General features: G+C 37.5%; 23 protein-coding genes. 21 read left to right on the top strand and 2 right to left on the bottom strand.

Features of this window, described 5'->3' with window-relative positions:
• Nucleotides 1-84 precede the first annotated feature (84 nt).
• Both CKJ95_RS15910 and CKJ95_RS15905 read left to right on the top strand, forming a co-directional pair.
• Nucleotides 85-591 (top strand): DoxX family membrane protein, encoded by a 507-nt coding sequence (locus CKJ95_RS15910; protein WP_099354475.1) that lies wholly within the window; start codon nucleotides 85-87, stop codon nucleotides 589-591.
• Between the two features lie 223 nt (nucleotides 592-814).
• Nucleotides 815-1447 carry an FMN-dependent NADH-azoreductase gene (locus CKJ95_RS15905; RefSeq protein ID WP_099354435.1) on the top strand — a complete coding sequence of 211 codons (633 nt, stop codon included), beginning with the start codon at nucleotides 815-817 and terminating at the stop codon, nucleotides 1445-1447.
• 504 nt (nucleotides 1448-1951) lie between these two features.
• Here CKJ95_RS15905 and CKJ95_RS15900 read toward each other — a convergent pair.
• A complete protein-coding gene (locus CKJ95_RS15900) occupies nucleotides 1952-3151 on the bottom strand; it encodes an iron-containing alcohol dehydrogenase (RefSeq protein ID WP_099354434.1) in 1200 nt (399 codons plus the stop codon).
• A 230-nt stretch (nucleotides 3152-3381) separates the two neighbouring features.
• Between CKJ95_RS15900 and CKJ95_RS15895 the strand changes: the two genes are divergently transcribed.
• The 15 genes from CKJ95_RS15895 (at nucleotide 3382) to CKJ95_RS15825 (ending at nucleotide 17391) form a co-directional block, all read left to right on the top strand.
• Nucleotides 3382-4599 (top strand): amidohydrolase, encoded by a 1218-nt coding sequence (locus tag CKJ95_RS15895; protein WP_099354433.1) that lies wholly within the window; start codon nucleotides 3382-3384, stop codon nucleotides 4597-4599.
• A gap of 298 nt (nucleotides 4600-4897) precedes the next feature.
• Nucleotides 4898-5293 (top strand): DsrE/DsrF/DrsH-like family protein, encoded by a 396-nt coding sequence (locus tag CKJ95_RS15890; protein ID WP_099354432.1) that lies wholly within the window; start codon nucleotides 4898-4900, stop codon nucleotides 5291-5293.
• Nucleotides 5294-5459: 166 nt separating this feature from the next.
• Entirely contained in the window at nucleotides 5460-7154 is a 1695-nt protein-coding gene (locus CKJ95_RS15885) for an FAD-dependent oxidoreductase (protein WP_099354431.1), read from the top strand.
• A gap of 251 nt (nucleotides 7155-7405) precedes the next feature.
• Complete coding sequence (locus CKJ95_RS15880) at nucleotides 7406-7633, top strand: sulfurtransferase TusA family protein (protein ID WP_099354430.1); 228 nt, start codon at nucleotides 7406-7408, stop codon at nucleotides 7631-7633.
• Between the two features lie 36 nt (nucleotides 7634-7669).
• Nucleotides 7670-8029 (top strand): rhodanese-like domain-containing protein, encoded by a 360-nt coding sequence (locus CKJ95_RS15875; RefSeq protein WP_099354429.1) that lies wholly within the window; start codon nucleotides 7670-7672, stop codon nucleotides 8027-8029.
• 18 nt (nucleotides 8030-8047) lie between these two features.
• Nucleotides 8048-8344 carry a rhodanese-like domain-containing protein gene (locus CKJ95_RS15870; RefSeq protein WP_099354428.1) on the top strand — a complete coding sequence of 99 codons (297 nt, stop codon included), beginning with the start codon at nucleotides 8048-8050 and terminating at the stop codon, nucleotides 8342-8344.
• An 86-nt stretch (nucleotides 8345-8430) separates the two neighbouring features.
• Entirely contained in the window at nucleotides 8431-9006 is a 576-nt protein-coding gene (locus tag CKJ95_RS15865) for a sulfurtransferase TusA family protein (RefSeq protein WP_099354427.1), read from the top strand.
• Nucleotides 9007-9057: 51 nt separating this feature from the next.
• On the top strand, nucleotides 9058-10185 hold the full coding sequence (locus tag CKJ95_RS15860) for an MBL fold metallo-hydrolase (protein WP_099354426.1): 1128 nt from the start codon (nucleotides 9058-9060) through the stop codon (nucleotides 10183-10185).
• 57 nt (nucleotides 10186-10242) lie between these two features.
• Complete coding sequence (locus CKJ95_RS15855; protein ID WP_099354425.1) at nucleotides 10243-11019, top strand: sulfite exporter TauE/SafE family protein; 777 nt, start codon at nucleotides 10243-10245, stop codon at nucleotides 11017-11019.
• A 30-nt stretch (nucleotides 11020-11049) separates the two neighbouring features.
• Nucleotides 11050-11415 carry a hypothetical protein gene (locus CKJ95_RS15850; RefSeq protein ID WP_099354424.1) on the top strand — a complete coding sequence of 122 codons (366 nt, stop codon included), beginning with the start codon at nucleotides 11050-11052 and terminating at the stop codon, nucleotides 11413-11415.
• A 35-nt stretch (nucleotides 11416-11450) separates the two neighbouring features.
• Nucleotides 11451-11711, top strand: a complete 261-nt coding sequence (locus tag CKJ95_RS15845) for a metal-sensitive transcriptional regulator (RefSeq protein WP_099354423.1) — start codon at nucleotides 11451-11453, stop codon at nucleotides 11709-11711.
• Nucleotides 11712-11850: 139 nt separating this feature from the next.
• Nucleotides 11851-12471 carry a YdhK family protein gene (locus CKJ95_RS15840; RefSeq protein ID WP_099354422.1) on the top strand — a complete coding sequence of 207 codons (621 nt, stop codon included), beginning with the start codon at nucleotides 11851-11853 and terminating at the stop codon, nucleotides 12469-12471.
• Nucleotides 12472-13056: 585 nt separating this feature from the next.
• A complete protein-coding gene (locus CKJ95_RS15835) occupies nucleotides 13057-14253 on the top strand; it encodes a hypothetical protein (protein ID WP_099354421.1) in 1197 nt (398 codons plus the stop codon).
• 39 nt (nucleotides 14254-14292) lie between these two features.
• Nucleotides 14293-15483 carry a M20 metallopeptidase family protein gene (locus CKJ95_RS15830; RefSeq protein WP_373604858.1) on the top strand — a complete coding sequence of 397 codons (1191 nt, stop codon included), beginning with the start codon at nucleotides 14293-14295 and terminating at the stop codon, nucleotides 15481-15483.
• 378 nt (nucleotides 15484-15861) lie between these two features.
• The gene (locus CKJ95_RS15825; RefSeq protein WP_099354419.1) at nucleotides 15862-17391 is read left to right on the top strand and encodes a Na+/H+ antiporter NhaC family protein; all 1530 of its coding nucleotides are present in this window, start codon (nucleotides 15862-15864) and stop codon (nucleotides 17389-17391) included.
• Nucleotides 17392-17470: 79 nt separating this feature from the next.
• On the opposite strand, the gene CKJ95_RS15820 is transcribed toward CKJ95_RS15825, so the two are convergent.
• Nucleotides 17471-17830, bottom strand: coding sequence for a Lin0512 family protein (locus CKJ95_RS15820; RefSeq protein WP_099354418.1), 360 nt, complete (start codon nucleotides 17828-17830; stop codon nucleotides 17471-17473).
• Between the two features lie 262 nt (nucleotides 17831-18092).
• On the opposite strand from CKJ95_RS15820, the gene CKJ95_RS15815 reads away from it, so the two are divergent.
• Genes CKJ95_RS15815 through CKJ95_RS15800 form a run of 4 tightly spaced genes read left to right on the top strand, consistent with a single transcriptional unit; the run spans nucleotide 18093 to nucleotide 21437 of the window.
• The gene (locus CKJ95_RS15815; RefSeq protein ID WP_099354417.1) at nucleotides 18093-18743 is read left to right on the top strand and encodes a helix-turn-helix transcriptional regulator; all 651 of its coding nucleotides are present in this window, start codon (nucleotides 18093-18095) and stop codon (nucleotides 18741-18743) included.
• Between the two features lie 52 nt (nucleotides 18744-18795).
• The gene (locus CKJ95_RS15810) at nucleotides 18796-19188 is read left to right on the top strand and encodes a RidA family protein (RefSeq protein WP_099354416.1); all 393 of its coding nucleotides are present in this window, start codon (nucleotides 18796-18798) and stop codon (nucleotides 19186-19188) included.
• Entirely contained in the window at nucleotides 19188-20297 is a 1110-nt protein-coding gene (locus CKJ95_RS15805) for a threonine synthase (protein WP_099354415.1), read from the top strand. The genes CKJ95_RS15810 and CKJ95_RS15805 overlap by 1 nt, the downstream gene beginning before the upstream one ends.
• Before the next feature lie 36 nt (nucleotides 20298-20333).
• On the top strand, nucleotides 20334-21437 hold the full coding sequence (locus tag CKJ95_RS15800) for a D-TA family PLP-dependent enzyme (RefSeq protein ID WP_099354414.1): 1104 nt from the start codon (nucleotides 20334-20336) through the stop codon (nucleotides 21435-21437).
• Nucleotides 21438-21578: the final 141 nt, after the last annotated feature.

Below are 21578 nucleotides of genomic sequence, written 5' to 3'. Positions count from 1 at the left end.
GATAGAGAGGATGTAGTAGCTCATCGATAAAAATTTCATAATTTTTGTGAAGGAATTCACAATTAAAAGGAGAAACGAATGATGATAAAATTTATCAAAGGACCCATAATGGCGATAGCTTGGACAATCTTACGCATTTGGTTAGGATTTCAATGGATAGAAGCGGGTTATTATAAAATTAAACTAGGCTTTAATGCAGGAGGATTTATACAAGGAGCTATAGCAAATGCAAATGGTGGATCCCCTACAGTGCAAGGATGGTATGCGGGCTTTCTTGAAAAAGTTGCGTTACCAAATATAGATTTATTCAACATTCTTATCCCTTGGGGTGAGTTCCTTGTTGGTTTAGGATTAATCTTAGGGTTAGCTACAATTCCAGCATTAATTGGCGGTGCTTTTATGAATGCGAACTTCATCATGGCAGGGGTTGGATTAGCGAGTCTGGATACAAAGCTTTTTGCAGTGGCAATGATTCTATTGTTTGTAGGAACAGCAAGGTATTACTATGGACTTGATCGATTTGCCATCCCATTTATAAAAGCTGTGTTCAACAAGAATGAAGTTATAAAGCAAATAAAAGTATCTGCTTAATCTTATAAAAGAGCGAAGCTCTGTTGTTTTTTAAAATGTAATTTGTTATATTAATATAATTTACTATCGGTAATAAATTCCCGTACTAAAGAACTAGTATTCGTTATAGGACTAAGGTTCCAATATTTGTGAATTAAGTGTATTGAGTTGACTTAGGTCATATTTCAATATACCATTAATTCGAGATAATTAAATTTAAGATAATAAAGGAGACTTTCATATAATGAATATATTAGTAGTAAAAGCAAATAACCGTCCAGCTTCAGAAGCTGTTTCAAGTAAAATGTATGAGACGTTCATGAATAACATTGAGGGTGAAAATGTAACAACATATGATGTTTTTGCAGAAGACATGCCTTACTTTGGTCAAGATTTATTCAATGCTTTTGGTAAAGTTGAATCAGGCGAAGAAATGACAGACGTCGAGCAACGTATTTTAGCTGCAAAACAAAAAGCAATGGATGCTGTAACAGCAGCAGACGTACTGGTATTCGTATTCCCGCTATGGAACTTAACAATCCCAGCAAAATTACAAACATTCATTGACTATGTATACCAAGCTGGATACTCATTTAAATATGATGAAAATGGTCAGTTAGTCCCATTATTGACTGACAAGAAAGCTGTAGTTCTAAGTGCTCGTGGTGGTATTTACTCAACACCTGAAAGTGCGCCAATGGAAATGGCTGCCACTTACATTAAAAACATTGTTGGTGGCGTATTCGGCATGGAAATCATGGATGAAGTCGTTATTGAAGGTCATGCAGCAGCCCCAGATCAAGCTGAAAATATTATTGCAGAAGGACAAGAAAAAGTTAAAGCTGTAGCAAAAAAATTATCAGCCGTATTGGTTTAATCCGATTATTAGGTAAATAACGTGTAAATAACCCGTCTTTTTATAAGATGGGTTTTTTTATTACTATGATCCCATTATTCTTTAATCGATTGGCAAAGCCTATCCGTTTTTTCTTTTTATGTATTTTTTTGAATGGTTTTATACTACCAAACTATATAAAAGCATACGCAAATCTTATTTACGTATGCTTTTATCACTTTTTTACTTAAAAATGATACGCAAATGGATAATTATTACAATTATTGTCTCTTTTGAAATCACTTCTACCTTTTTTTTGGATTTTACGTATGGTTTAATGCTGTCAATCAAAATAAAAACATACGCAATTCTTATTTACGTATGCTTTTATTGCTTTTTTACAAAAAAATGATACACAAGTGGATAATTGTTACAATTATTGCCCCTTTTGAAATCGCTTCTTCCTTTTTATGTATTTTGCGAATAGTTTTCTACTGCCAATCCATATAAAAGCATACGCATTTGTTTTATGTATTGAGGACCTCATTATTCTTTAATTATCTGGTAAAGCTCAGTCATTTCTTTTTCTGATAGTATCATTGGCACTGGGTATAGAGGATTTGCTTCTTTTAAAGCCCGATCAACCATCAGCGGGATATCACCTTCTACAATTCCGCTTACCTTTTTAGGTATCTTCATATCTTCACTAAGCTTTTTTATGGCTTTAATAAATTTTTTCGCCTTCTTTTCTTCGGAATCACTTAATTCGGTAATGCCGATTAAATCAGCAAGTTCTGCTAAAGGTTTATGTACTGAATCTCCGTAATACTCTAAAACATATGGTAATACAATGGCGTTTGCAAGGCCATGAGGCACGGCATAAAAGCCTCCGAGAGTATGTGCAATGGCATGGACATTGCCTACATAAGCACGGGTAAAAGCAATACCTGCTAGGTAGGCGGCTGTTTGCATATTTTTTCGCGCTGTGATATTTGATCCATTCGAATAGGCTTCATAAAGGTTCTCAAAAATCAGTTTTACAGCTTTTCTGCTGCATTCGATCGTTTCATTCGTATTACTTTTGCCAATATAGGCTTCTACCGCATGTGTCAGTGCATCAATTCCTGTTGCCGCCGTTATATGTGGCGGAAGTTTAACAGTAAGTAAAGGGTCCAGGACAGCATAATGAGGGATGAGAGATGTATCCATAATCGCATATTTCTCATGTGTCTTGCTATTAGAGACCACTGCAGCTAGAGTGGCTTCACTACCAGTACCAGCTGTGGTGGGAATAGCAAACAATGGTGGTAGCTTTTTCATGACTTTAAATATCCCCTTCATTTGGGGAATACTTTTTCCCGGTTTAGCCACCCGTGCTCCCACACCTTTGGCACAGTCCATTGGCGAACCGCCTCCAAAAGCAACAATCCCTTGGCATTGATACTCATGGTATAGATGAAGAGCTTCCTCGATATTATCAATTGTTGGATTTGGAACGGTTTTGTCATAGATAAAGAAGTTCACGCCTTCCTCATTTAATCCTTGAAGAAAGGGATCCATCAATCCTATCGAGGTAATTCCCATATCAGTAATAATTAAAACGTTTTCAATTTCAAGGCTTTTGATCAAATGGGGTAGCTTCAGTAAGCTATTCTCACCCTCTAGTAATTCAGGCTTTCGCCAAGGAAGAATGAATGAAGCAAATTTCATAGAACGTTGAAACGTACGGCAGTACAGTTTATACATCTCAAGACCTCACTTTTTACTAAAATAGGAAATAAGCACTCTACTAACTATATAACTGCACTTAGGATAAATATGTCAAGATATAGAATGCAGAGCCTGGGTCAAAGGGACAGGTCCCTTGTCCCACCACCGAATGGAATAAAATAGTGAACCTATCTCTCTGTCCAAGGATTTAGTAAGATGAATACATACATATCTTAGTTTAAATATTGAGAGGAGAGCATTAGATAATGGGTTACTGGTTAAAAAATGTACGTTTAGAAACGGGTTATAAAAAAGAAAATGGAATCGTAACGGGCACAGAAACGGAGATAAAGCATTTAGTTATTGAAGATGGGAAAATTAGCAGGATTGTAGACGCAATTGAACCTATACCTAGTGATGTAAAAGTTAAGGATGCAATGAGGCTTTTACTGCTTCCTTCATTCGTTGAAAAGCATGTTCACTTGGATAAAACGTATATGGGTGAAAACTGGAAGGCATGTACCCCTGCGCCAGGTGTTCTAGAGCGATGTGAAATTGAAAAGAATATTTTAGCTTCGATTCCTTCTAGTACAAAGTCTCGTGCTCAAAGATTATTAGATGTCTTATTATCTGCAGGCTCTACGCATGTGAGAACTCATGTAGATATTTATCCTGAGGTACAACTCCAAAATCTAGTAGGTGTCAATCAGGCACTTGAAACATATGCCGATAAAGTATTTTCAGAGGTTGTAGCGTTTGCTCAGCACGGGTTGCTTAAGAATGGAACCGTACAATTAATGAGGGAAGCGGTAAGAAACGGTGCAGGAATAGTAGGCTCTGTAGACCCAGCGACGGTAGATAATAATATCGAGGAATCATTGGTCCAGTTACTCGATATAGCTGTTGAAGGAAATGTTGATATTGATTTACATCTACATGATCCGGGTCATTTGGGCACCTTCACAATGAAACGCCTAGCGTATTTAACAAAGCAAGCTAGTTGGGAAGGAAGAGTTGCGGTGAGTCATGCCTTTGGATTAGGTGATGTCTCAAAAGAAGAAGCTCGTGAAATGGCTTATATCTTAAGAGATGCGGGTATTTCAATCATTACAAGTCTTCCGATTGGTAGAGGAGTCCCTGTCGATCTTCTTGAAGAATGTGGGGTTGATGTGGCTGTTGGAAACGATAATATCTTTGATTCATGGTGGCCAACAGGGAATGGGGATATTCTTGAGAGAGCGGGACGGTTACTTGAAAAATACCGCTGGACGAATGAGGTTGCACTCTCCCAGGCTTTACGTTTTATCACGGGAGGAATAACACCATTAGATCGAGAGGGAAATCAAATTTGGCCAAAGCCAGGAGTAGAAGCAAATATGATTTTAGTGGATTCAAGCTGTTCTGCAGAAACGATTGCTAGACGCTCCGAAAGAAAAGTAGTTTTCTATAAAGGAAATATCGTTGCAGGTGGCTTAACAAGTTAATTGTTATAAGCCATCTTAATTAAGGGCCTGCCCCCAGTGCTAAAATTATTACTGGCTGGGGCGCGGGCCCCATGTTTCGGGAGATTGTTCCACTAAAAAAATTTTAAGAAGATGGGTTGACATTTTACCCTATGGGGTATATTATTACACATGTAGTGATTTTCAATTACGACAATTTTTTTAACCTTAAATATACCTAATGGGGTATTTTGCGAGGCGTTTTTAAAAAATATATACTTCGTTCTACTTGGTGAACCGAGTGGAGCGAATATAAAAAATGTTATTGGAGGAATATAATATGTCAAATAAAGTAGCAATTATTGCAGCAAACGGTGGAATGTTTGATGCTTATAAGGTATTTAATATCGCAACTGCAGCGGCGGCTTCGGATAAAGAGGTTGCAATCTTTTTCACATTTGAAGGTTTAAATCTAATCCATAAACAAGGAATGCATGCATTAGAAATGCCAGCTGGGAAAGAACATTTTGCAGAAGGTTTCTCGAAAGCAAATGTACCAGGTATTCCAGAATTAGTTGAAATGGCACAAGAATTAGGTGTGAAGTTTATTGCTTGCCAAATGACAATGGATGTTATGGGACTAACGAAAGAAGATTTCGTTGATGGTATTGAGGTTGGAGGAGCCGTAACGTTCCTAGAATACGCAAAAGATGCATCACCAACATTAACTTTCTAATGATTTACTACTTGCAGTGAGGAATTCCTCACTGCAAAAAAACAATTTATTATACCCATAGGGGGTAAGGAAGAGTTAAGGATGTATTCTTCATTCTTCAACTAAATAATCACAGGATTTTCAGGTAAGATATAGGTAGTAGATTAAACACGGAGGGATCATATCTATGTCAAAAAGAGTATTAGTTGTTGGTGGAGTCGCTGGTGGTGCCTCTGTTGCTGCGAGAGTTAGAAGATTAGATGAAAGTGCAGAGGTTATCATGTTTGAAAAGGGTCCTCACGTATCTTTTTCGAACTGTTCGCTACCTTATCACTTAAGCGGAATTGTCGAAGATAGTGAAAAACTAGTTTTAATGTCTCCTGACATTTTTAAAAATCGTTATAATATTGAGGCCAGGGTTCATCAAGAGGTTATGCAAATAAACCGAGATAAGAAAACGATAACGGTAAAAGATATAGTGAAGGGTACAACCTATGAAGAAAAGTATGATAAATTAGTCCTTTCTCCTGGGGCGAAACCAATTCGTCCAAACATCGAAGGGATTAACAATTCCAATGTTTTTACGGTCCGTAATGTGGTAGATATCGAGAGAATTGATCAATATATTAAGCATAACGGAATTAAAGATATTGCAGTTATTGGCGGCGGCTTTATAGGAGTTGAGGTTGCGGAAAACCTAAAACTAGCCGACTATAATGTAACTTTAGTTGAGTTTGCTAATCAAGTCATGGCACCTTTTGATTACGATATGGCACAAATTCTTCATAAGGAAATGGCAGATCATGGTGTAAATCTTGTTCTAGATGATGGATTAGCTAAAATCGATGATGGATTCATCACAACCAATTCAGGTAAAAAAATTGAGGCACAGGCAGTTGTTTTAGCAATTGGTGTAAGACCTGAAACTAGTCTGGCAACAGAAGCGGGTCTTGAGATTGGTGAAACGGGTGCAATTAAGGTTGATCACAATTATGTAACAAGTGATAAAGATATTTATGCCGTTGGTGATGCAATAGAAGTGTACCATCGCTTATTGCGCAGGCCAACACGTTTAGCATTAGCTGGACCAGCTCAGAAGCAAGCAAGAGCGGCGGCTGACCATATGTACGGAATTCTAAGTAAAAATATAGGGGTAATTGGGTCATCATCCATCCATCTTTTTGATCTTAATGCTGCTTCTACTGGAATAAATGCAAAAGTAGCTGAGCAAGCAGGAATTCAGTATGACTATGTTTATCTCATGCCAGGGGATAAAGTGGGACTAATGCCAAATAGTAATCCAATGCACTTTAAATTAATTTTTGAATACCCAACAGGTCGAATTCTGGGTGCACAAGCAATCGGAAAAGGAAATGTAGATAAACGAATTGATGTCATCGCAACAATGATAACGATGAACGGTACACTGGAAGATCTGAAGGATCTTGAACTGACCTATTCTCCAATGCTTGGCACGGCTAAGGATGTCGTAAATCACGCAGCTTTAGTTGGTTTAAATCTACTCCAAGGAAGATATAAAGAAGTAAAGGTTTCGCAAGTTCGAGAATTAGTTGAAAACAATGCGTTTATTGTGGATGCTCGAGAAAAAGGTGAATATAGAGCAGGACATTTTATTCATGCAGTCAACATCCCATTAAGTGAATTCAGGAACAGGTTAGATAAAATTCCAAAAGATCAACCAGTCTATATTCACTGTCGTTCAGGTCAAAGAAGTTATAATATGGTTATGGCCTTACAGCACTTAGGATATGAGAATGTATACAATATTTCGGGATCCTATTTAGGTGTTAATCTTTATGAATACTTTAATGATGTAGTTACAGGTCGAGATAAAATAGTAACTGAGTATAATTTTAAATAATCTCCACTCTAAAATTGAATGGTAGGGATTTAGGATATTCTAAACCCTATCATTTTTTATTAAAAAAGTGGTTGCGCATAAATAAATGAATGTCTAATAAGGTGTTGACAAAATACCTTTAGGGGTATATTATAATTCTTGTAATCATTGTTATATGATACGAAAAATTGGGCGACGCCCATTTTTATTTTCGATAATATTATACCCGCGGGGGTAATGGTAAAAATACAAACTACTTGGAGGTATGTAATATGAATATTGATCAAGTTTTAGATGCAAAAGGTTTAGCATGTCCAATGCCAATCGTAAAAACAAAGAAAGCAATTGATGGATTAGAGTCAGGTCAAGTCTTAGAAGTACTTACAACGGATAAAGGAGCAAAAAATGATCTAACTGCTTGGGCTTCATCTACTGGACACGAAATCCTAGATTCGAAAGAAGAAGATGGAGTATTAAAGTTTTATATAAAAAAAGGGTAACATAAAAAAATTCCTACAAAGCAGGAGGATGAAAAAATGGATTATATCAATTACATTCTAATTGCACTAATTGGTATTTTTATCGCACAACGCTTGATACCTACTAAAGGTGTTCGAAATATAACCACAACTGAATTAAAGAATGAACTTAAAAATAAAGATAAACAATTTATTGATGTTCGTACTCCTGGAGAGTACAAAGGTTTTCATATTAATGGATTTAAAAATATGCCACTTCATCAACTTTCACAAAAAGCAACTGAACTTTCAAAGGAAAAAGAGGTCGTTGTCATTTGCCAAAGTGGCATGAGAAGTCAAAAAGCAAGTAAACAACTTAAGAAAATGGGCTTTAAGAATATTACAAATGTAAAAGGCGGAGTAAGTGCCTGGAGATAATATATTTTAGGAGGAAACATGAAAAAATTTACTGCAAAAGAAGTTGAAGAATTATTAGCTGAAGGAAAAACATTAAATATTATTGATGTACGTGAAGTAGAAGAAGTGAAAGAAGGTAAAATTCCTGGAGCAGTGAATATCCCATTAGGTTTAATTGAATTCCGTATGCATGAACTAGATAAGTCAAAGGAATATGTAATGGTTTGTCGTTCAGGTGGTAGAAGTGGAAGAGCTTCACAATTCCTTGAAGGCCAAGGGTTCAAGGTGATCAACATGGAGGGCGGCATGCTCGCTTGGGAAGGTAAAGTAGAATAATTTTTTTGATGTAATAATACCTTTGTGGGTAACGATAGATATCATGACATATATGTCTACTTGACGAATAATCGGGAGGAATATAGATGGAATCATTAAAAACAAATTCTGTGTTAGATGCAAAAGGCTTAGCATGCCCGATGCCAATCGTGAAAACGAAAAAAGCGATGAATAATCTAGAGAGCGGTCAGGTCCTAGAGGTACAAGCAACTGACAAAGGTTCAAAAGCAGATCTTAAAGCATGGGCTGAGAGTACGGGACATCAATACCTTGGTACTCTTGAAGAGGGCGATGTACTTAGACATTATATACGTAAAGCTAGCGGGGATGAAGTTGTAGAAAAGAAACATCCTGATGTAGTATCAAACGAAGATCTAGAGGCTACTATTTCTTCTGGAAAGGATATTCTTGTTCTTGATGTTCGTGAAGCAGCAGAATTTGCATTTAATCATATTCCGGAAGCAATCTCTATACCATTAGGAGAATTGGAAAATAGATTTTATGAATTAGATAAAGATAAAGAGATTTATGTGATTTGCCGTACTGGTAGTCGAAGCGACTTAGCATCACAAAAGTTAACTGAAAATGGATTTGTGAACGTAAAAAATGTCGTTCCTGGAATGAGCAATTGGACAGGTAACACAACAAATATTACAAAATAAAAAATATAAATTTTTTTAAACAAAATTATACCGTAGGGGGTAATTTTAAAAATGACTGTGAACGTAATGACTGCAAAGTATGTTACGAAAAAAGTGTTCGATAAAGAAACATTGTTTATCTTAGACGTTCGTAATGAAAGTGATTTTAACGATTGGAAAATTGAAGGTGAAAACTTCGACTATTTAAACATTCCTTACTTTGAATTACTAGACGGGGTTGAGGAAATCCTTGAAAAGCTACCGAAAGATCAGGAAATCTTAGTCGTTTGTGCAAAAGAAGGTTCATCTGTCATGGTAGCCGATATGCTTTCTGAAGCTGGACTTACAGTTTCTTACCTTGAAGGTGGAATGAAGTCGTGGAGTGAGCATTTAGAGCCAGTTAAAGTGGGCGACTTAAAAGATGGTGGCGAAATCTATCAATTCGTTCGTATCGGGAAAGGCTGTCTATCTTACATGGTTGTATCAAACGGTGAAGCAGCGATTATCGATGCCACTCGTATGACTGATATCTTCCTTGATTTTGCTGAAAGCAAGGGTGTAAAAATCACAAATGTATTTGATACTCACTTACATGCTGATCATATTTCCGGAGGAAGAAAAATTGCAGAAGCTACACATGCAACTTACTGGTTACCACCTAAGGATGCAACTGAAGTTACGTTTGAATACGCAGCTCTAGAAGGCGGACAAGATGTGACAATTGGTAATACGACAATCAATATTCATGCCTTGTATTCTCCAGGTCACACAATTGGTTCTACTTCTTTTGTTGTGGATGAAAAATTCCTACTTTCTGGTGATATTCTATTTATCGATTCAATTGGTAGACCGGACCTTGCTGGTTTAGCACAGGATTGGGTAGGAGATTTAAGAGAAACGCTTTATAACCGTTACAGAGAATTATCTGATGAACTAGTGGTTTTACCGGCTCACTTCATGATTATTGACGAATTAAATGAAGATGGAAGTGTATCTGAAAAACTTGGAACACTATTTGCGAAAAACCATGGTCTAAATATTACGGACGAAGCAGAGTTTAGAAGAATCGTAACAGAAAACCTACCACCACAACCAAATGCGTATCAAGAGATTCGTGAAACAAACATGGGAAAAATTTCTCCTGATGAAGAAAAACAACGTGAAATGGAAATCGGACCAAACCGTTGTGCGGTACGTTAATGAATATTACTAGGGAACCATTATTGGGTTCCCTTTTATATGGAGAGGGGTAATACGATGGATTTTGCATTTATAATTACAATCTTTTTAATTGGCTTTATTGGTTCATATATCTCGGGAATGTTAGGAATCGGTGGATCTATCATTAAATATCCAATGCTATTATATATTCCACCTTTATTTGGTTTAGCAGCTTTCAGTGCCCATGAAGTGTCAGGTATCAGTGCTGTTCAAGTGTTTTTTGCGACCATCGGTGGTGTCTGGGCTTATCGTAAGGGCGGTTATTTAAATAAATCACTTATTCTCTATATGGGGATTAGTATTTTAGTCGGTAGTTTTGTTGGGGGATTTGGATCTAAGTTTATGTCAGAGGGCGGTATAAACGTTGTCTATGGTGTGTTAGCGTTAATTGCTGCGATCATGATGTTCATTCCGAAAAAGAATGTTGACGATGTTCCGTTTGATCAAGTGACGTTTAATAAATGGCTAGCAGCGGCGCTTGCCTTTATCGTAGGGCTTGGAGCTGGAATAGTTGGAGCAGCCGGCGCATTTTTACTTGTACCGATTATGCTCGTTGTCTTAAAAATTCCAACCAGAATGACAATCGCCTCTTCACTTGCAATTACATTTATTTCATCAATTGGTTCTACTGTAGGAAAAATCACAACAGGACAAATTGAATATGTTCCAGCAGTAATTATGATCGTGGCAAGTTTAATTGCCTCTCCGCTTGGTGCCATTGCAGGGAAGAAGATGAATACAAAGGTGTTACAAATTATCCTGGCCATCTTAATCGCTGCAACTGCAGTGAAGATTTGGATGGATATTTTATAGTGATTCCAACTTTTTAGGAAGGAGGTTTGTATGCATTTGATTTTATTTAGTCTTTTGCTACTATTTATAGTATGGGAACTATACAAAAGGTACTTTCCTATAATCGGAATACACTGCGAAGATGTGTTAAAAGTTGATTTAACGAATATTGAGGTTATAGATGTAAGAGACTATAATATTTCATACAAAGATGTAATCGAGAATTCTATTAATATTCCTGTCGCCTATTTGACAAGGTATTGTTATGAAATACCTGATAAAAAGGTTCATGTCGTGGCATTAACAAGACTTGAGAAAAATGTTGCCATACGAATACTAAGACGTAAAGGTTTTTTAGTAAGTGGATATTCAATAATCGGTTCTCGTAAATTTTGCTGTAAATATGCGGTCACATAACGTTACATTAAACCAGTAAGAGAGGGGGTCTTTTTATGGAATATGATGAAAAGATAAAAAATCGAATTAAACGTATCGAAGGGCAATTACGCGGCATTTTACGTATGATGGAAGAAAATAAAGATTGTAAGGATGTTATAACTCAGTTATCCGCATCTAGAACTGCAATCGACCGTACAATTGGTGTAATTGTTAGTTCAAACCTCGTTTCATGTGTGCGAAATGCAGATGAAAAAGGGGAAAATACAGAGGAATTAGTTAAAGAAGCAGTGGAACTGCTTGTTAGAAGCAGATAAAAGACCTGGATGGGTCTTTTTTCCTTTTGTGGAATTTAGTATAAAAATACTAAATTAGCCCTATGATGTTTGCATAGAATCTGCACAATTTATTGATAATTTAATATGGACGATAAATAAGTTTGAAAGGATGGTAATGATGAAAAATAAAAAAAGATTGTTAGGATTAGCTACATTATTGTTGGTTTTCCTTTTAGCAGCATGTACAGGTAATGAAGCAACCACACCAAATGAAAACACAGATACAGAATCTGACACTCATGAAAATATGGATATGGGCGAAGAAGAATCTGATTCTAATGGAGAAATGGATCATTCAGACATGAATCACTCAGGCTCTGGTGAAGTTCCAGAAGGTTTGGCGGAGGCAGAAAATCCTACCTATCAAGTTGGTAGTAAAGTGATTATGCATGCAGATCATATGCCAGGGATGAATGGCGCAGAAGCAACGGTTTCAGGAGCCTTTAATACAACAGTCTATTCGGTTACATACACTCCAACAAATGGTAGTGAACCAGTAGAAAATCATAAATGGGTGGTTCATGAAGAAATTGAAAATGCAGGTAAAGAACCGTATAAACTAGGTGATGAAGTTGTGTTAACTGCGGATCATATGGAAGGTATGAAAGGTGCTAAGGCAACAATTGATACAGCCGAACAAACGACTGTTTATATGGTGGATTTCACAGATACAAAAACAGGAGAAAAGATAACAAATCATAAGTGGGTAATAGAAGATGAGCTTTCACCTGTTGAATAATGAACATTAAAATTCAGTTCATATTTAAGAGATTGGCGATATCCAATCTCTTTTTTTTTTTTGCAAAAAAGAGGGGCCTTTAGTCGTCTATTTTTGGATGAAGACCTGAACGAGCGGAGTGCGAGCTGGTAGAGTCCTTCATCAAGTCGATGAAGTCCCGAACGAGCGTAGCCCGAGTCGGTAAAGTCCTTCATAGGGCGGATGAAGTCCCGAACGAGTGGAGCCCAAGCTCATAAAGTCCTTCATCGAGTGTATGAGGTCCCGAATGAGCGTAGCCCGAGCCTGTAGAGTCCTTCATCGGGTGGATGAAGTCCCGGACGTACAGAGGGCAAGCTTGTAAAGTCCTTCATCAGATAGACGACTTCTATTATAAGTGTGCTTAGCTTTTTGCTTTTATAGAATACAGTGTCATCTTTATACTAATATAACAAAATATGCTAAATACCAGACATGATATAAAACACTTACATTTCCAATTTACTTGATATTTCAACCAATTTCAAAAAAACCTTTTATTCTGACTATCGAAATGTTATTATATTTAAAAAATAATAACAATTAACGCAAAAAGGGGTTGAACATATAATGTCTCAAATGCTAGCTTTCGTTCTTTTACTTATCATACTTTTTATCGGAGACTTTATTTCTATAAAAACAAAAGCATGGATACCATCCGTGTTTGTGTGTGCGGTCCTATTTTTAATAGGATATTGGACTTTTTTTCCGCAAGACATTGTCGCATTAGCAGGTATTCCATCTGTTGTAGCTACGATGTTGATGTATCTATTAATTGTAAATATGGGTACATTATTATCACTTAAAGAATTAGTGGCACAGTGGAAAACAATTTTAATAGCTTTATCTGGTATTCTAGGAATTATCGCGATTCTTTTTGGAATTGGAACACTCATTTTTGGAGTGCAAACAGTCATTGTAGCGATTCCGCCTTTAGTTGGAGGTCTAGTTTCGGCATTAATCATGTCAGAAGGGGCTGCGAATGCAGGACTTACAAGTTTATCTGTTTTTGCGATTGTGATCTATGTGATGCAAGGTTTTGCAGGATACCCTATAACATCAATCGTATTGAAAAAAGAAGGTAAGAAACTATTACAGCAATATCGCAATGGTCAGCTTTTAAAAGTTGAAGAAGTAAAAGCAGAAGTTGCGGCAACATCTGAAACTGCTCCAAAGGCTAAGTGGATTGATAAAATTCCAGAAAAATATAATACAGAGTATTTTAAGTTTTTGAGATTAGCAGTTGTTGGTTACCTTGCATATTTGGTTTCTACTTTATTAGCACCGATTGTGAATGTTAATGCACTGGTTCTATGCTTGCTTTTCGGAGTTATCGGAAAGAGTATTGGTTTTCTTGAAACACACTCATTGAAAAAGGCAAATGGATTTGGTTTAGCAATTATGGGGCTAATGCTTTTCATTTTTGATGGATTAAAGCATGCAACTCCTAGCATGATGCTTGAGATTATAACACCGCTTATCGGGTGTATTGTATTAGGGGTAATCGGGATGTATATCTTTTCATTCATTGCAGGTAAGTTGCTAAAGGTCAGCAAACACATGGCATTTGCTGTATCACTAACAGCCCTATACGGATTCCCAGCTGATTATATTATTACAAATGAAGTTATTAACTCATTGACAAAGGATGAAAAAGAAAGAGAAGTATTAACAAGTCATATGTTACCGCCAATGCTGGTCGGTGGATTTATCACAGTTACGATCGTTTCTGTTATTCTAGCTGGCATTTTTGTATCTTTCTTATAAAGTTTACATGCTTTTTTAACGCACAACAAAATGATTTAAATGGAGTTGAACATCTTGGTAAATGAACATATAAAACAAGCAATCGCGGACTATGGTGAGGAATTGACAGCTATCCGTCGAAAATTGCATAGTGAGCCTGAATTGTCTTGGGAAGAGTACAATACATCAGCGTTCGTAGCGCAATATCTCGATGAGTTAGGAATCGAGAACCATAAAACAAAGCCAACAGGTGTGATCGGAGAAATAAAGGGTGGGAAGCCGGGAAAAACTGTCGCATTGAGAGCGGATATGGACGCTTTATCCGTTGAAGAATTAAATTCGGATTTGCCATATGCCTCTAAAACGAAAGGCAAAATGCATGCATGTGGGCATGATTCTCATACTGCAATGCTTCTCATTGCTGCGAAGGCATTGAATGACATTAAAGAGGAACTGCATGGGAATGTCCGCTTGATTTTCCAACCGGCTGAAGAAGTGGCAACAGGAGCTTTAGAGTTGGTGAAACAAGGAGCGGTTGAGGGAGTCGATAATGTATTTGGAATGCATATTTGGTCACAAATGCCAACCAATAAAGTGTCCTGCAACCCTGGGCCTTCGTTCGCATCAGCAGATATTTTCACGGTGAAATTCAAGGGAAGAGGGGGACATGGGGCAATTCCACAGGATTGCATTGATGCTGCAATTGTTGCCTCATCCTTTGTGATGAATGTTCAATCTGTTGTTTCAAGAACGATCGACCCTCAAAAACCAGCTGTATTAACGGTTGGAAAAATGACAGTGGGAACGCGCTTTAATGTAATTGCTGAAAATGCGGTAATTGAAGGAACTGTTCGCTGTTTTGATCCTGAAGTCCGTGATCATATCGAAAAGCAGCTTCGTGTGTACGCAGAACAGGTTGCGTCAATTTACGGGGCAAGCGCTCAAGTAGACTATATTCGTGGCACACAGGCGGTCATTAATGGTGAGGAAAGTGCAAAACTCGTACAACAAGTAGCCACAGAGGCATTTGGGGAAGTAGCCCTATATGATGAAAAACCAACAATGGGCGGGGAAGACTTCAGTTTCTACCTTGATGAAGTACCAGGTTGCTTTGCTTTAGTTGGATCAGGAAATCCAGAAAAAGACACTCAATGGGCACACCACCACGGCAAATTCAACATCGACGAAGATGCTATGGTCACCGGGGCAGAACTATATGCCCAATACGCGTGGGCATACCTAAACAAATAGTGGGAGGGGTCTCCCTCAAATTTTTGGATCAATCATGTGATACCCTGCAGATGCTGGTTATACATCACGCTAATATCAAGAAAACGAAGAGGTGATCTGAACTCTTCGTTTTTTTCTTAAGTAAAATATGATTGCAAGAATAATAACCTTTTAATTAAGTTGATGTGATTGACCCGTTTTGACCGTATCAGAAGGGCCGCATCAATTTCTTTTTTATAAACATAATAACAAAATGTATATTTATAAAAATTATATTTAAATAGTTTATTGCATTTAATAGAAGTGTTCTTTATAATCAAGCTTTAGGATGAATTCTAAAAATTTACCCTCTTATATTTATGCAATAAAATAGTTTATTTATTAGAAGGAGAAATGTTTATGGAACACTTGGGCTGGATATCAATACTCCCACCTATTATTGCAATCATTCTTGCAGTTATTACGAGAAATGTGGTAGTGTCTCTGTTCTTTGGTACTTTTATCGGAGTGCTCATGCTTGTCGGGGGAAATCCTCTTGTGGCAACAACAGAGACAATAGGGAATTACTTTTTCCCACTTGCAGCAGATGGCTACAATGCTGCTATTATCGTATTATTATTCTTCATTGGCGGGTTTGTAGGGCTTATGGAAAAGTCCGGTGGTGGAGCTGCACTTGCAGCAAATACGATTAAATTTATTAATACTAAGGCTAAAGCGCAGATTTCTGCTTGGTTCGGAGGAATTATCATTTTCTTCTCTGATCTGGGTACACCGCTAATCGTTGGCCCTGTTTTTGAAAAAATCTTTGATAAGGCAAAAATTTCAAGAGAAAAGCTCGCTTGGATTATTGATTCAACTTCCTCACCTGTTGCAGTATTAGTTCCTTTTATCGGATGGGGCGTTTACATTATGGGGCTTATTCAAAAGGAATATGAGGCCTTAAACATTACGACATCTGAATTTTCTACTTTGGTTCAGGTTATTCCTTTTCAGTTTTATGCGATATTAGCTGTTGTAATGGTCCCATTAGTCGCTCTTACTAAATTAGATTTTGGGCCAATGGCAAAAGCTGAGCACAGAGTTCAAACTACTGGTGAACTATACTGGCCAACATCTAAGCCATTAAGAAGAGTAGAGAATAGCGAAGAAGGTACAGAACACCGACATGCTATATTGGTTTGGTTACCTCTTTTAGTATTATTTGTTACTCTTTTTGGTTTATTGATTTCGTATGGTTTCCCATTTGAACCAGTACCAGGAAATGATTTTAGAGTTTCCTTAAGTACAGCATATTTGTTTGCCGCAATTACAATTATCATTTTAATGCTTGTATACAAGTTGAAAAAATTTAGTGATATTTTTACTATCTACACAACTGGGATGCAAAAAATGGTTTATGTTGCAGTTACACTAATCCTAGCTTGGTCACTTGGAAAAGTGATGAAGGAAATGGGTACTGCAAACTTTATTGTGGAAGCAATGAATGGAAATGTGCCTGCATTCATTATTCCAGCCCTGTTATTCTTAGTCGGCGTGTTAATGTCTTTAGCTTCAGGTTCTTCATGGGGAACTTATGCTATCATGCTACCAATCGCTATTCCTATGGCAGTTACATTAGATGCGCATTTATTAGTTTGTATCGGGGCTGTACTTTCGGGTGGAATAATGGGAGATCATAGCTCACCAATTTCCGATACGACTATCCTTTCGTCTACAGGAGCGGGTGCTGACCATATTGACCACGTGAAAACACAATTACCTTATGCACTCCTTAATGCATCAATTGCATTTATTGGGTATATTGTTGCCGGTATTACAGGCAGTGTTTTAACTTTACTATTAATCTTAGTCTTACTCATTATTACTATTTTTCTATTATCTAAGAATCACAAAAGAAAGTACGGTGCAAGTGAAGGAATTGGAATATAAGTGAGATTGGGTCGCAGGGACAGGTTCCTTGTCCCACTTTTTTGGGAGGTTGGGACAGAGGACCTGTCCCTCTGTCCCATTAGTACCCAACTTCGACTGAAGCAACTACTATGTACATTAAATCGTTTCGATCGCCTTTTTCCTCAATGACGATTCCGCTTGTTGTTAGCATTCCACCGTCCATAACTTCCACTGACACTTTTCCAAACGGTATACTCTCTTGAACCGCCTCGATATCCAGAGCCTCTTTATCACAAGGGACCGCTAGCTTTACGTTTACGACCATATTGTCTAAACTATTGCCCGGTAGTACAGATCGAATTCCAGGCATTGAATTAAAATGAATTGCATTTTTCACAGCACGAACGGCTGCCTTCGTAATGTTCTGGCCATGAACATCAATTCCCATTCCTGTTTCAATAAACATTAATTGCTCCATCAAATACACACCTCTTTATTATGTTTTGGAAAGGACCCTGTTACCCACCAAATTTGAAGGTGGGACACGGGACCTGTCCCTCTGTCCCATTATACACTTCTTGTGTTTTGTATAAAAAATTATAGGGAAAGTTATATTGTTTTATGACTTTTTTAAACAATGAGCGTTAATACTCATTTTATTCGCATATAAAAAGTTATTGATTTTATATAAAATTTTATATATATTTTAGTTGAATAGACCTATGGAAAGGAATTTATTTATGAATTCTATACTTGAACAGTACATTCCAGTGGCAGAGTTGATTGCTAAAACATTTGGCAATGATTGCGAAGTTGTACTGCATGATTTAACAGTGCCTCAAAGTTCAGTTGTGTACACGGTTAACAACCATGTAACCGGAAGGAATGTAGGACAAAGTTTTAATCATCTCATTACAGAAGTGTTGTTATCACAAAATTTTACGAATGATTATTCAGCAAATTATTATTTCCATACCGATGATGGTAGATTAATCAAATCTTCTACTTTGTTAATTAGAAATCAGGACAAAAAGGTAATTGGCGCACTTTGCATTAACATTGATACGACACGAATTACTGAGAATATAAACTATCTAACCAGCTTGATTCCCAAACATCCGGACCAGCTTCCAAGACACAATTATCAGCAGGAAAATATGAATGAAACAGAGCATATTCAAGAGATAGCTAATGATTTGATCGATAAAATTATTGGGAATAGACCAGTAAATCAGCTAAGGCGTGATGAAAAGGTCGAGATGGTTCGATTTATGGAACAAAAAGGAATCTTCTTAATTCGTGGAACAATCGATAGAGTTGCTGAGAAATTGAATATCTCAAAAGTTACGGTGTACAGCTATATTGAAGAAATTAAAGAAAAAAAGCAATAAAGGATAAATCCTCTTATTCATAAAAATTCTAATCTAAAGGAGGCTTATTAGTATGAAATTTATCACAATTAACGGTGCGAAGCCAAACCCGGGACATTATTCCGCTGCAACACAAAAGGGTAATTTACTCTTCATATCTGGTCAACTCCCAGTTGATCCTTTTACAGGAGAAGGAACTAGCGGTGATATTGTCGCCGAAACCAAACAAGTTTTAACCAACTTAGACCATGTTTTAGAAGCAGCAGGTGCAAAAAAAGAGGACATCATGAAGGTTACAATTTATATTTCAGATATTTCATTATGGGATACTGTTAATTCATTATACAAACAGTATTTTGGTGATCATAAGCCTGCACGGGCTGTTGTTCCTACCAATCAACTACACTATGGATATTCGATAGAACTTGAAGCAATAGCCTATATTGATCAAGAAAAGGAAGATTGATGATGAACTATATCTGCTTTGAATGTCATTCAACATATCCGTTGGAAAGTAATAAATGGAAATGTGATTGTGGCGGATTACTAAACCTTGAATATGAGAAAAAGGCAGTAGATTTTACTGCAACCTCGTCATCCAGAAATCACTCTCTTTGGAAATATATCGATGCACTTCCATTTGAACATGATGACGTATGGCAAGAGATTACGTTAGGGGAAGGGGGGACTCCACTCATTAAAATTATTGATAATGTCTACGCCAAAGCTGATTACTATATGCCTACTTTGTCTTTTAAAGATCGTGGTGCCGTACTGCTCATTGCCATGGCGAAAAAACTCGGAGTTGAGAGAGTGGTTGCAGATAGTAGTGGTAATGCGGGAACAGCCATTGCAGCCTATGGAGCAAGGGCAGGGATCAAATGTGATATTTTCGTACCGGAATCAACCTCTAGTAAAAAAATAGCCCAGATTGAAGCACATGGCGCGGTTATTCATAAGGTTCCTGGAAATAGAGAAGATACGGCAAACGCTGCGATATCGATGGTTGATACCACAGGAGCATTCTATGCAAGTCATATTTACAACCCGATTTTTTGGGAAGGTACGAAAACGTATGTGTATGAAGTATTTGAGCAAATGAATAACAAAATGCCTGAAGCATTCATTATCCCAGTAGGAAATGGAACATTGCTTATGGGAGCATATATTGCCTTTCAAGAGCTATTGGCAAATGGCCAGATTGAGAAAATGCCAAAAATTCTTGCAGTACAGGCAGAAGTTTGTGCACCTCTTATGAAGGCCTTTGTAGAAGGTAAAAACACGGTGGAACCTGTTAAACATTCAGGAACCTTGGCGGAGGGCATTGCCATTGCAGCACCGGCAAGAGGACCGGAAATCTTGCAGGCTGTGCGAGAAACTGGTGGAGATATAATCGGTGTGTCTGAGGAAAGTATAGTAGAGGCAAGAAAGCAGCTTGCATTAAAAGGAATTTATGTAGAAATCACTTCAGCAGCCAATTATGCCGGATACTTACAATTTGTAGAGAAATACCCCGAAATAAAAGACCAACAACTAGTCTTTCCTCTATGTGGAGCGGGTCTAAAAAGTAACTAGAAGCTTGACTATTTTAATTTGTGAGGAGTGGTTTTGATGAAAAAGCATGAACTAGATACACCGAGCTTATTAATTGATCGAGAAATTATGATGGATAATATGAATAGAATGCAAACATATGCTAATCAATATGGTGTTCATCTTCGCCCGCATACGAAAACGCATAAAATGCCTGTGCTAGCTAAATTACAGGTACAGGCAGGTGCTAATGGTATTACGGTAGCGAAGGTCGGCGAAGCGGAAGTCATGGCTGAACACGGACTGAATGATATTTTTATTGCAAACGAAATCGTGGGAGAGGTCAAACTAAATCGTATTAAAAAGCTTGCTGAAACAATTGATATTTCCTTTGGTGTCGACAGCGTCGAACAATGTGAAATGATTGAGAAAGTCTTTAGTGATAGTCAAAAGCCAGCGCAAGTCCTGATCGAGATTGAAGTGGGTGAAAACCGGTCAGGCGTTATCGAAGAAAGTGATTATACAAGTTTAGTAGAATATATTAAAAATTGCTCGCATGTGAATTTAAAAGGGATCTTTTCTCACGATGGTCATACATATAAAGCCAAAGACCTTGAGGAATGTCGCCGCCTTTATAATGAAGCGCAAAAACGCACCCTTCATTTTGCACATTTAGCTGAAGGCTTAGGCTGCAAACTTGAAACCGTTAGCATAGGATCGACTCCACCGCTTATGCATGATTTCGGAGTAATGGAGGGAATCACTGAACTTCGTATTGGAACTTATATCCTCATGGATGTTTCGCAAGGAAATGCAATTGGTTCTTACTCTAGATGTGCGGCAACTGTCCTCACAACTGTTATTAGCAAACCAACAAATGAACGCGTCATTACAGATGTCGGTGCAAAAGGACTAACCATGCAATCGCGAAGTGAAGGAATATGTGCAACTACTGGAATAGGCTATATCAAAAACTATGGTGTTCATATTGACCAGCTTTATGATGAGCATGCAATTATCTATAATGAGAAATTTAGAAATCAAGTTGCAATTGGAGAAACACTAGAAGTCATACCAAACCATATATGCCCAGTCTGCAACCTCTATGACCATGCCTACCTGATCTCAGGAGACGAAGTCATAGACCAAATCCCAATCCTCTGCAGAGGAAAACTGCAATAACCAGTACATGGGCCACACGTTCCACCGCCGGGTCACAGGGACAGGTCCCGCGTCCCACCAATATTTTCCTGAGACAGTGGACCTGTCCCTCTATCCCACAAAAAAACACCCAACGAAATTTCGTTGGGTGCTCATTTATTA

The sequence above is a fragment of the Fredinandcohnia onubensis genome (genome assembly GCF_002734285.1).
GTDB classification, from domain to species: Bacteria; Bacillota; Bacilli; order Bacillales; family Bacillaceae_L; genus Ferdinandcohnia; species Ferdinandcohnia onubensis_A.
This window is presented reverse-complemented; position numbering and strand designations above follow the sequence as displayed.